Origin of the sequence: Mongoliitalea lutea, assembly GCF_014652135.1 — a bacterium.
GTDB classification, from domain to species: Bacteria; Bacteroidota; Bacteroidia; order Cytophagales; family Cyclobacteriaceae; genus Mongoliitalea; species Mongoliitalea lutea.
Map to the genome: position 1 here is coordinate 173212 of NZ_BMYF01000004.1, position 12348 is coordinate 185559.

11 protein-coding genes are annotated in these 12348 nt (G+C 39.5%); 8 read left to right on the plus strand and 3 right to left on the minus strand.

All coding sequences use genetic code 11. The annotated features are described in order from the left end of the window. Positions 1–1740 (minus strand): BamA/TamA family outer membrane protein, encoded by a 1740-nt coding sequence (locus tag IE080_RS04810; RefSeq protein ID WP_229800503.1) that lies wholly within the window; start codon positions 1738–1740, stop codon positions 1–3. A 32-nt stretch (positions 1741–1772) separates the two neighbouring features. On the opposite strand from IE080_RS04810, the gene hemW reads away from it, so the two are divergent. Both hemW and IE080_RS04820 read left to right on the plus strand, forming a co-directional pair. Then, positions 1773–2906 (plus strand): radical SAM family heme chaperone HemW, encoded by a 1134-nt coding sequence (gene hemW, locus IE080_RS04815; RefSeq protein ID WP_189579311.1) that lies wholly within the window; start codon positions 1773–1775, stop codon positions 2904–2906. A 3-nt stretch (positions 2907–2909) separates the two neighbouring features. After that, positions 2910–3230: a DciA family protein gene (locus IE080_RS04820; RefSeq protein WP_189579312.1), complete on the plus strand. Its 321-nt coding sequence runs from the start codon at positions 2910–2912 to the stop codon at positions 3228–3230. A 7-nt stretch (positions 3231–3237) separates the two neighbouring features. On the opposite strand, the gene IE080_RS04825 is transcribed toward IE080_RS04820, so the two are convergent. Further along, complete coding sequence (locus tag IE080_RS04825) at positions 3238–3957, minus strand: DUF4197 domain-containing protein (RefSeq protein ID WP_189579313.1); 720 nt, start codon at positions 3955–3957, stop codon at positions 3238–3240. Between the two features lie 94 nt (positions 3958–4051). Here IE080_RS04825 and IE080_RS04830 point away from each other — a divergent pair, with 94 nt between their 5' ends. The 6 genes from IE080_RS04830 to IE080_RS04855 all read left to right on the plus strand — a co-directional run bounded on the left by IE080_RS04830 (position 4052) and on the right by IE080_RS04855 (position 11230). Continuing rightward, entirely contained in the window at positions 4052–6112 is a 2061-nt protein-coding gene (locus IE080_RS04830) for a GAF domain-containing SpoIIE family protein phosphatase (protein WP_189579314.1), read from the plus strand. Positions 6113–6142: 30 nt separating this feature from the next. After that, positions 6143–6481: an STAS domain-containing protein gene (locus IE080_RS04835; RefSeq protein ID WP_189579315.1), complete on the plus strand. Its 339-nt coding sequence runs from the start codon at positions 6143–6145 to the stop codon at positions 6479–6481. An 8-nt stretch (positions 6482–6489) separates the two neighbouring features. Next, positions 6490–6894 carry an ATP-binding protein gene (locus IE080_RS04840; protein ID WP_229800504.1) on the plus strand — a complete coding sequence of 135 codons (405 nt, stop codon included), beginning with the start codon at positions 6490–6492 and terminating at the stop codon, positions 6892–6894. A gap of 92 nt (positions 6895–6986) precedes the next feature. After that, the gene (locus tag IE080_RS04845) at positions 6987–8996 is read left to right on the plus strand and encodes a peptidylprolyl isomerase (RefSeq protein ID WP_189579317.1); all 2010 of its coding nucleotides are present in this window, start codon (positions 6987–6989) and stop codon (positions 8994–8996) included. Further along, complete coding sequence (locus IE080_RS04850; protein WP_189579318.1) at positions 8956–9843, plus strand: peptidylprolyl isomerase; 888 nt, start codon at positions 8956–8958, stop codon at positions 9841–9843. Before IE080_RS04845 ends, IE080_RS04850 begins: the two co-directional genes overlap by 41 nt. After that, on the plus strand, positions 9836–11230 hold the full coding sequence (locus IE080_RS04855) for a peptidylprolyl isomerase (RefSeq protein ID WP_189579319.1): 1395 nt from the start codon (positions 9836–9838) through the stop codon (positions 11228–11230). The genes IE080_RS04850 and IE080_RS04855 overlap by 8 nt, the downstream gene beginning before the upstream one ends. 68 nt (positions 11231–11298) lie before the next feature. Here the strand turns inward: IE080_RS04855 and IE080_RS04860 are convergent, their stop codons facing one another. Then, on the minus strand, positions 11299–12231 hold the full coding sequence (locus IE080_RS04860) for a helix-turn-helix domain-containing protein (RefSeq protein ID WP_189579320.1): 933 nt from the start codon (positions 12229–12231) through the stop codon (positions 11299–11301). Positions 12232–12348: the final 117 nt, after the last annotated feature.

A 12348-nucleotide genomic window follows, 5' to 3' on the forward strand; every position in this document is an offset into this window, starting at 1 on the left:
TTAAAATCTACCTGTATATCCAAAATGAATCTTTGATTGATTGAATGCAAAATCCTGCGTGTTGCTCCCACCTAAAGCATATACAAAATTGAAAAATCCTGATTGAGTTTCCAAACGAAAGCCTAAACCCGCTGCGTATGGAAAATCTGTAGGACTGTTCTGCACTTGATTACTGAACCTACCAACATCGGCAAAAATCATAAAATATGAGTAGCGATCAAAATAAAATCTTGGCTCCAAATTCAAATAGATGTAATCATTGGCAAAAAAGAAGTTTTCATTGAAGCCTCGAAAAGATTGCAAACCTCCCAATCGGAACAGATCATTCAAAAATAAATTGGGGTTTTCTACGGTCCCGAACGCAAGCCGTTGAAAAAAGGTGATTTTATTTCCAATGGGAAGAAAATGATTTACCTGTCCTTGCAGCTCATACTGCAAGGTCCTAAGCTCGATTCCTTCATAAACCTCTTGGGGAATAGCCGTATTTTGGATGATTTGCTTGTTACCGATCGTAAATGACACATCCGTGGTCAAGCCTCTCCTCGGGTCAAAGCGATCATCCACTTTAAAAAAACGATGCCCCAATCCATAATTAGTAAACCTAAAATCCCCCACTTCCGGCAAAGTTGTCAATTCCGATAAGCCCCCAATTGCTAACAGGTCACTCGCCTGTCTATTCCCAAAAAACCGAAGTTGGCTTTCAGGATTGAGATTTACAGAAAACCCCAAGTTAAAAGATCGATTGAGAAAAGTGGTGTCCTCCTTCAGCAAGGAAAACCCAAGGGTTAAATTGAGCTTGGAGCCCAATAGATGAGATTTTTGCGCTCTCAGTTCTAATAATTGGGAGAATTGATTAAAGCGCTGCCATTGTAGCGCAAAATCTCTACCCCTTCCACCAATGTTGAATAATTTTAGATCAAATTGCCCTGTCAATAACAATCTCCCTCCTTCCAATTCATTCGGCAGGACACCGATAATCCCATCCAATGAATTTAGATTCCGGTCTTGCAAAGGGAGATATAAGGTAGCTTCGGAGTTTTGAAAACTCAATTCTGGTGCACCTGTCAAGCGTGCATAAGGTATGGTGCGCAGGATAGCGATGGCTTGGTTTACCTTTTTTTGGGAAAAATTTTCCCCAACCTTAACATCCAACAACTGATGCAAGTATGCTGGCTTCATTTTGGAATTGCCTACAACTTTGATCGTGTCAAAGGTGATCTTAGGACCCAAATCCATCCATAAGCGGGCGCTCAACTCTCGCCCATTCCGCATTAAACTATCCAACTGCACGCTTGCAAAAGGAAAGCCGGAATCTTCAGCCGCAGCAAGGACCGTGGAACGGAGCTCTTGAAACGCCTGCAAGGAAAATTTATCCTGGATAACGGGATCTGCCTTCTTCCCTAAAACCAAGGGAAACAACTGCTGTACAGGACTGACATCTAAAGCCACCCACTGAAAAGCCTCCCCAGTATGGATACTAAGCTCAAGTGAATCTCCTCTGTATTTTTTGCTCCACTCAAAAGAAAAATATCCTCGATTATAAAGATCATCGCTGAATGTCTGCACGAAAAACTCCCGCTCCAATGAATCCTGAAAAACAGCACTGCCTTTATTAGAAATCTCTCCCTCCACCGTAAACAGCAGCAAAAAATCCCTTTGCGCCAGCAATTGCATGGACAGCAGAAAGAAAAGCACACTCAAACGGAAACTATTTTTTTTAAACACAATCTTGAATTTCAAGTACCTTTGAAGGGGATTTAAAATTAAGCAATTTGTCTGGCATATATATTCATATTCCTTTTTGTAAGCAAGCATGTCATTATTGTGACTTTCATTTCAGTACCAATCATCGTACAATGGAGGCCATGACGGAGGCCTTGATTGCTGAGATTGTACACAGAAAAGATGCTTTGCAAAAGGATCCATTGATACGCACCATCTATTTTGGAGGGGGAACACCTTCTTTATTATCCACCAAGGCAATTGAGCGAATCCTCAATACCATTCATCAGCACTATCCAGTTTCTTTGGAAGAATGTACCTTGGAAGCCAATCCTGATGATATTACCCTAGACAAATTGCAGGAATTCAAAAGTCTGGGAATTGATCGCTTGAGCATTGGAATCCAAAGTTTTCAGGAGCATGTATTGAAATTCTATAACCGGGCTCACAGTGCTCAGGAATCTTTGCTCGCTGTAAAAAAAAGCCAGGATGCAGGCTTTGAAAAACTATCGATTGATTTAATGTACGGTTTTCCCCATAGCGATCATAACATTTGGCATCAGGACTTGGCTAGCGCTTTGGAAATAAATCCCGGCCATATCAGCAGTTATTGCCTAACCATCGAGCCAAAAACTGCATTGGCCAAATGGACCCAAACCGGAAAATTTGAAGAAGCGGAGGAAGGCTTTGTACAAGAACAGATGCAACACCTAATAGAAGCCACTGAAAAAGCAGGCTATGAACAATATGAGATCTCCAACTTTGCGATTCCGGGAAAAGAAGCAATTCATAACAGTAACTATTGGAGAGGGCATAGCTATCTTGGCATAGGGCCAAGTGCTCATTCTTTTGATGGAAATAAGCGTTGGTCAACAGTTTCAAATAATAATAAGTATATCCGCTCTATTCAAGCCGGGGATTTTTCTGTCCAAGAAGAAAACTTGGAACCCGTAGATATTCTTAATGAGTATGTATTGACTTCGTTGCGTACCAGCTGGGGTACTGACTTGCAAAAAATCCAATCTGAATTTGGCATCCATCTAGTGGAAGAAAAAAAATCCTTAATCGCTCAGCTTCAAGGAGAGGGAATGATTTTTGTGGACTCAGAACATTTGCGCTTAAGCAAAAAAGGAAAATTTCTTGCTGACAGCATCGCGAGTGCACTATTTATAGACTACCTTTGAGCTATGAGTTCAGATAAATACAGAGACTTTTCAACCAGAAAAAAGGAAGCAATGCCTCTGAGCACTGCATTCGAAGATTTACTGCGCGCATATAAAATCAAAGATCGATTTGATGAGCGTGCATTGATTCAAGCCTGGCCGGAAATCATGGGGAAAACTGTAGCCAGCCGGACCACTTCCGTATTTATCAAAGACAAAAAGCTTTTTGCAACTATAAGCTCTGGACCGGTCAAACAAGAACTTCGAATGAATCAAAGCAAGCTGATCCAACTTATTCAAGAACGATTCGGCACAGAGCTTATTAAGGAAGTGGTAATTCTTTAATAGTAGATCAATCTTGTGACCCAAATACCCTTCGCATCAAGGCGGTGGTTCGCTGCATAGGATCCTGACGGATTTTAGCCTCCTCCTGAGCTACCAGAGTAAATAGCCCATTGAGTGCTTGCTGGGTTACATAAGCATTCAAATCCGGATCAATTCTACGATTCACCAAAGGGATAGCATTATACGTATTGGCGATATCCGTATAAAAACGGGTAGCCCCTACTTCATTCAGAGATTTTTGGATTTCAGGCTGGAATAACTCAACCAATTGAGCTTCAGTAGTTCTTCTTAAAAACTGTGTAGCTGCATCTTGCTGTCCACTCAACAAAGCAAAAGCATCTTGAATGGTCAGCTGACGAATTGCACTTGTAAATATCGGGATTGCCTGTCTTGCTGCATTTTCAGCACCACGGTTGATGGACAACAAAGCTCTATCAACTTCAGAACCTAAACCAATTTGTCTGAGCGTATTTTCCACCCTTCGTGCGTCTTCCGGTAACATAATCCGGATCAGCTCATTGCCCCAAAAGCCATCCTGACGGGAAGCCATCGTAGCACCATTGGTAATTCCCTGCACCAAGGCCTCTTTCAATCCGCCTGATACTTCCTGTTGGGTCAATGGTCCGCCGCCGCCCATGCCTTGTAAAATTTTATTCAGATCACTGGCATTGCATCCTACAAGGAACAAGCATAGCACTGAAATTTTCAATATGGTTAACTTTTTCATGCTACAAATTTATTCATCATTTTTGTACCATTGCAATCAACGAAACCATTCAATTAAAGTTTAATCAGTATTATTGTAGCGACATAATGTAAAAATGATAAAACTGCCTAAAATACATACGGGAAAACTAAGCTTGATTAGTGCTGTGTTGATATGGTTGGCACTTTTATTTGTGGATATCACCAGAATTTTTGGAGAGCTCAACCAACTAGGTAGCGGTATTAGTCCAGAATATTCCTATGCGTTGGAGATTTTGTTCTTCATCACGGTTTATATTTTTTATGATTACACCATCAACTCCAATAAGAATACAGAATTTTTGGAGTTGATCTGGAGAGGTGCTTCTACAGGGCTCCTGGCTTTAACCGTTTCCTTGATCATCCGGGGGCTCTATTTCCTTTTGGGAGATGGGAAGTTAGCAATGGACCCACTGCTTAGAAACTTTTTCTACCATGTGAATTTTGCACTGATCACCATATTTTTAATATCCACCTTGATTCTTTGGAGAAGATTGATTCTCTACCAAAAAACCAAAAGAATTGTACAGCAGTGGCAGGCATTTGAGGTTATCTTGCTCATGAGCATGTTTTTTGTATTTTTAAACAACAACTCTCTGGACTATAGCTTTTTGTTCGGAATGGTTTTCATGTTTATTTTTTCAATATCACTATCGGTTAACCTTAAATGGATTCCTTATTTGACATTCAAAGAAAAGTGGAAGTCCATTCTTTTCTTCTTGATTATATTGATTTGTACGATTTACCTGTTTACGCAGCTTCTCTCCTACAGTGATACTGAATTGGTCTTTGTTAACCTGACCGACAATCTTTTTTTAATTGCGCTGTTTGGATTCATTTTTATTTACTCGTTATTCAGCTTACTCGTTACCTTATTTAACCTTCCCACATCTTCTGTTTTTGAGCAAAAATTAACAGAAGCCATCAATTTTCAACGGCTGAGTCAGTCCATCAAGCCTGGACAAAGTGAAAATCAGGTGTTGGACATATTGATAGATTCCTGCATGAGTGCATCCTATGCAGATGCTGGATGGATAGAGGTAATAGATGATAACTTAGGTCTACAGATTGTCCACCGAAGAAACATCAAGGAAACAGAAAGAGCCAAAATACAAACCCATGTAGAAAGCACAAGCCCATTTAATGCTTTCAAATGGGATAACCCCAAAAATGAATTCGAATTATATCAGGGGAGAATATCTCAGGGAGGATTTTTATCGGCTTTGATGCTTCCTTTGGTAACCAACAATCAAACCTTCGGAAGAATTTTTTTATTGAAAGAAGTTAAGGAAGGATTTAATAAGGAAATGCTCAACATCATTAGCACATTTGTTGGACAGGCATGTATTTCCGTGGAAAATCACCGACTCTTAAACGAGGCCATTCAAAATGAGCGCTATAAAGAGGAACTGCAAATCGCCCAACGGGTACAAAGAAGTTTATTGCCTGAAAAATTACACCACGACGAATACTTCGAAATCTGTGGGTTCTCTGAAGCTGCGGATGAAGTAGGAGGAGACTATTACGAAACCCAACAGTTAAAAGAGCACGAGTTTGCTGTCATTATCGGTGATGTATCAGGAAAAGGTACCTCTGCTGCATTTAATATGTCCCAAATGAAAGGAGTTTTCCAAAGTTTGGTTCAGCTACATCCAAGTCCCCGGGATTTTATGATTAAAGCCAACAAGGCCTTGAGCTTTTGTTTGGAGCGGCAATTGTTTATCACGACAACCTATCTCATCATCAATACGTTGAAGAAAACCATCAAATTTAGTCGGGCAGGTCATTGTCCTACCTTGTATTATGATGCTAAACTGAAGCGGTGGGATTATTTGAGCATTGATGGAATGGGATTAGGAATCATCCGCACGGACTTGTATGAAGATTTTGTCCATGAAAAAACCATTAATTTCAATCCGCAAGATCTAATGGTTCTTTACACCGATGGACTTGTGGAAGCAAGCAATGAACACCGGGAAGAATTTGGTTATGAACGGCTCAAAAAACTTGTAGATAAGCACCATAACAAACAGCCTGAAGAAATTCAAAAGCTGATCATTGAGGGGGTTTTTGAGTTTATTGGTAAAAATCAACGACTGGACGATGACTATTCTTTGATGGTCATAAAATTTCTTTAACTTAAATCAAATAATCACGTTAAATAGAGCATGTTAAAAATTGATATTCAGATAGAGCAACAAATGCACCTATTAATCCTCAAGGGAGAGATAGATGCCAGTAACTCGGTGGACTTGGATTCTGCAATCCAGTCTATCTTTGCGCAGGATTGCTCCGTTATATTGGTGGATGGCAGAGAGTTGGATTACATTTCTTCTGCAGGGCTTGGCGTTTTTATGTCTTATCTTGACGATTTTCAAGAAAAAGGTATACAAATTTTCATTTTTGGCTTAGCTCCAAAAGTTTTACAGGTATTTGAAATATTAGGCTTAGATAAACTGATCAGCATCCGCCCTAACAAAGAGGATGCGATGGCACTTGTGGGATGAGTCAGAGTTTGAAGTTATATTGTGATACCGGTCAGTTGACCCTTCTGAGGCAGTTTTTAGAAGACTTCCTGATGACTACAAGCATGGATGAGCTTGAGAGGCATCAGGTATTGCTTTCTGTGGAAGAAGTGACAGCAAACTTGATTATCCATTCGCATGCCTGTAATTCCAGTGAATTTATACAGGTCAATGCCAATTTGGAAGATGACCTGCTCAAAATTGAAATCCATGACCAAGGTGCCGGTTTCAACATTTTGGATTACGAAGAGCCAGAAATAGATCAACTCATTACCACCAAGCGTAAAGGTGGATTGGGCATCATGTTGGTAAGAAAATTCATGGATAAAATCGAATTTGAAACCAATGGCAGAAAAAACACCTGCCGACTCTTTAAGCTTGTGAATTCCAAATAATTGTTAATTCCTAGCGTAAATACGCTTCTACTCCCCTAAGTATTGATATAAATTCGTAACATTGCATTCTATTCGCTGCATTGAATTCAATTATGAATAAACGGAATTTATTAATCGGAATACTTATTCTATTTTTTGGCTGTAGCCCTAAAACTGGTTTAATCCAGACGGAAAACACAACGGTGGAAAATATTCCCCTACTTGTCATAGAAGGGGAGGAAACTAACTCCGAGGAGTTTTTGTACCTCTTTTCCAAAAACAAACAATTTGATAACAAAGAAGAACTCCTGACACAAGAAGAGTTTGACCAAAACCTGGAGTTGTTCATCAATTACAAGTTGAAAGTCAAAGAAGCAGAGCGTCAAGGATTGGATAAAAACGAGGAGTTTGATCGGGAGTTTGAGATGTTCAAACAAGATCTAATCAAACCTTACCTGATCAAAAACTCTTTGCAAGAAGGAGAATTGCTTAAGGCATATAACCGCATGCAGGAAGTGATCAAGGCTAGCCATATTTTGCTACAATTCCCAAGTAATGCCTCAAGGGAAGATTCCATCGCTGTGTTTAAAATGGCTCAAAAGCTGAAAACTGAAGCTGATGCCGGAGCTAATTTCAATGAACTAGCTAAAGAGTATTCTGATGACCCTTCTGCACAAACCAATGATGGAAGCTTAGGCTATTTTACTGCCATGCAAATGGTCTATCAGTTTGAAGATGCTGCATACAATTTAAAAATCAATGAAATTTCCGAGCCTGTATTGACAGACTTTGGATACCATATCATCAAGCTGGAAGACCGAAAACCAAATCCAGGGGAAATCAGAGTTTCACACATCCTCGTACGTTCTCAGATGGGTGATCCCGTATCCGAGGAAAGGGCCTTACGAAAAGTAGGCGAAATCTACAATGAATTACAAAAGCCAGAAAGTGAGTGGGAACAAATTTGTCAACAATTCTCAGAAGATGTAGGCACCAGAAATACAGGAGGAAGACTCCCTTGGATAAGCTTGGGTTCTGTTATTCCTGAATTCGAAGCAGTGGCATTTGCCCTGCAAGAAGAAGGTGAGATTTCTCCACCGGTGAAAACGCCTTACGGTTATCATATTATTCGATTGGAAGAGCGAAAACCACTTGCTCCTTTTGAAGAAATGGAACCTATGATCAAATCCAGAATCATGAGAGATTCCCGATCCACCTTGATCGGTTCACAAGTGGTGGCCATTCAAAAATCCAGATATGGCTTTGTCGAAAACGAGGAAGTTTTTGACCGAGTGATCGCATTTGCCAAGGATAAAAACATGAAAGAGGCCTTGGCATCTTTGGAGGAAGAGGAACTCAATCAGCAGGAGCTATTCCGTGTGCGAGAGCAATCATATTTGGTGAAGGACTTTCTTGTGCATGTCAAAAAAAGAGAAAATCAAGTGATCACCGGAAGGCCACAAATAGCCTTTGAAAGTCAATTGAATGCCTATGTTGCAGCTACTTTGGATAAGGTGGAGGAGCAAGATTTGGAACAAAACAATGAGGAGTATCGGATGCTTCTCAAGGAATACAGAGATGGTATCTTACTCTTCTCCCTGATGAATGAGCAAGTTTGGCAAAAAGCATTAGAGGACAGTGTAGGATTGGAGCACTTCTTCCAACAAAATCAAGAGCGCTACTATTGGAATGAGCGTGTGAATGCAATTTTCGTTAACATGGCGAAAACTGAATCCATTCCGTCAGTTAGGAGATTTTTGAGCGATAAGGTATATAAAACAGACTTAACGGATCGTTTAGAGAATACCTTCTTACTTAATGATCCGTTGATATTCACCATGGAAGAAGGCTTATACGAATGGGCCAATCATCCCATTTTGAAAGATATCAATCTGGACAAACCATTCCATGAACTGACTCAAAATGGAAAAACCCAGTTTATCATTGTAGGACCGAAGATCGCTGCTGCTCCCAAGCTGCTAAGCGAGACAAGAGGAAAGGTGATTCAGGACTATCAGGAATACTTAGACAATATGCTGATTACCAATTTGAAGGAAAAATTTAACTTCAGCATTGATGAGAATGAAAAAAATAAGATCTACGAAAAAATCGTTCATAATTAATTCAAGCTTCATTCTCAGCTTACTCTTGATTTCGTCCTGTGACTTCTTCAAAGTAAAATCAACCCAAAATGAAGAAGAAGACCGGATACTAGCGACAGTTGCCAATAACAACTTGCTACTTTCGGATATACAGTTTTTGCTCAACGCTCAACTTTCAGATGAAGACAGTGCGGCTACCGTTTCCCGCTTTGTTCAATCCTGGGTACGGCAGCAATTGATGATTGCAGAAGCCTCCAAGGCCATCAACTTCAATACGCCTGAATTCAATCAGCGGATCAAAGAATACCGGGAGTCATTGATGATTCATGAATTTGAAAAAAATTACATCAATAGTCAGATTGATGAAGCAATAAAAGATCAAGAAATTCTCGAGTACTATAAGTCTCACAAGGAGAATTTCACCTTAAAAGAAACCATCGTAAGAGGAAATTTCATCAAGTTGGAAAAGAGCAGTCCTCAAAAAAATGCATTTGAGCGGGCTATTCGCCAAAAAGAGCAGGAGCGCTTAGCCGAACTTAGCTTAAAGTTTGCAAGCAATTATTACTTGGAGGCTGATAATTGGATTCGCTTGAGTGAACTGACAGCAAATACGCCACTTAGAAACGAAGCCAATACAACCCAACTCTTACGAAGTGGGGCTTTTATTAAAGTAGATGGTGAAAATTATTCCTACTACTTTGATATTTTGGAATACAAATTGCAAAATCAAGTTCCACCCCTGGAGTTTGTAAGGGAAGAAATAACTAAAATCCTCCTAAACAAGCGGGTCAACATGTTGAGAGAACAACTGCATAAGGATATATTTACGCGCGCATTAGAAAATAAAGAATTCAGTATTTATGAATAAATTAAAATTAACCGTTGGTTGGCTATTTTTCATAGGGATTATTGGCTTGGCACATAGCCAAGAGCAAGAAGAGAAAAAAGAGAGCCCAAGTACTCCTCCAACTGGACAGATCATTGATAAGATTGTAGCCAAAGTCAACAACTATATCCTGTTGGAATCCGAGGTGCAACAAGCATTTATTGAAGCTGTTGCTTCTCAAAGTCAGCAAGGTTTTGAGGCACCTACCCGCTGCGAGGTATTTGAATCTTTATTGATCAATAAGTTGATGGTAGCCAAAGCAGAACTTGATTCTGTTATGGTATCAGATGCAGAGGTCATATTTGAAGCAGACCAGCGTTTCTCGATGATGATGCAACAGTTTGGTGGTGATGAAAATATTCTCATCGAAGCTTATGGAAAGACTGCTGACCAAATGAAAAGTGAAATTGAGTCCGCCTTGCGGGAACAAAAAGTCATAGGAAAGATGCAGCAAAAAATCATTGCTGATTTAACTGTATCACCTGCTGAGGTCCGTAGATTTTTCAATGCTATTCCCCGTGACTCTCTTCCTTTTTTCTCAGCAGAGGTTACAGTTGGTCAAATTGTTCGGAAACCTATCGTTAACGAAAAAGCAAAAGAAGAGGTACGGAAACGTATGCTTAATTTTAAGCGGATGATTGAAGATGGATTGACGGATTTTCAATCTTTAGCACGGGAATACTCTGAGGATCCTATGTCAGCCATACAAGGAGGCGAACTTGGTTTCTTTAGGAGGGGAGAATTGGCGCCAGAATTTGAAGCTACGGCACTTGGTCTTAGACCAGGAGAAATCAGCGATCCAGTAGAAACCATGTTTGGAATTCATATGATTCAGCTATTGGAAAGAAGGGGTAATTCTTATAACTCCCGTCATATTCTGATCAAACCACAGCCGAGTGAGGATGATATCTTAAAAGCTGAACGCTTCCTTGATAGTTTGAGAACAGAAATCATGGCTGGAAAAATTGAATTTCCTAAAGCTGCCAAAGACCATTCAAACGATCGGGCAACTTCCGATAATGGTGGATTCTTTGCAGACCCTATGACACAATCTAATAGATTAACCCTACGTACCTTAGAGGATCCAATTCTTTATTTTACGTTGGATACCATGAAAGTTGGATCCATCACAAAACCTATCCGTTTTGAAGATGAGCGCGAAGGGCCTCAGGTGCGGATACTCTATTACAAGCAACGCTATCCCGCACACCGTGCCAACTTAACAGATGACTACGAAAAGCTTAAAGCCGCTACACGTAGAAAGAAAGAAGAGGAACTGTTGAGCAGATGGTTCTTATCTGCCAAAGAGGAGGTGTTTATTGATATTGATCCATCATACGATCGCTGTAATGCTTTACAAGATCGTTAATAAAGAAATAAAAAAAGGCTCAGTTTTAAATTGAGCCTTTTTTTATTTCTTTATGTTTTTTTATATAATTAGCTTTGGACATTAATGAGCGTCTCTCTTCTTCTCATCTTTCCTGCTGGCAATCCATACATCATTTTGAATCTCCTACAGAAGTATGCGGTATCTTTATAACCTACTTCTTTACCTATATCACGAATACTTTTCTTTGAAGTCCGAAGCAACTCTACCGCTGCCTCCATACGCTGGTATTCAATGTAATCTTGTGGGTTAATTCCTGTTAACATTTTAAAATATTGACCAACATAATCCTCAGATACATTTGCAACCTTTGCCAATACTTTATTTGATAGGTCTCCACCAATATTTTTCTTAATATAATTGAAGAGATCGATCAAGCGAGGATCTTTAAAATAAGTACTATTTGTCGACAACTCCTCCATAAATAATCTGTTTTTCAGAATATGTCGAACAATTTCAATCACCAACAACTCAGAATGCACTTTCAAAACTCGCTCTTTTCCTGGAGTACTTTGCTCTGACTCCTTCACTATATCCTCCACAATAGTTGCCAGACGATCATTAAAACGAATCACAAAAGGAGGAATTCCTAATGAATTGAAAAAATTAACTACATCGAACACCTTAGCCTCAAAGTTAACAATTGAAATACAATCTTCTTCCAAAGACTTAATTTCACGAAAACTGACGGTCTGTAAGAACTTTCTTTTTTGATCCAAAAAACCTTCATTATCCACTTCAGTCTTTTTGTGCCCTGAGCCAAAAGTTATCTGTGTTGCCCTTCCTGCTGGAATAAACAAAATCTCACCTTCATTGACAAGTTCCTGATCCTCCGAAAATTTAATAGATCCCTGATGAAGTAGTATGATAGAGTTTTCTGTTTCTACATAATCGGCGACAGTTATAGTCCTTTCGATTTTATAATTTGTTCCTTTCAAAAAACGAACTCCTACTGATTCGATGACTTTATTGTAATATTCCATGACGTATAGCGTAGCGGTTAGAGTTGTAAAACTAAATTATTTTTCTAAATTTAAGTCGAAAAAGTAAATAATTATTCAAAATAGCACAAAAAAAGGCATAAAAGTTAAATTTTATGC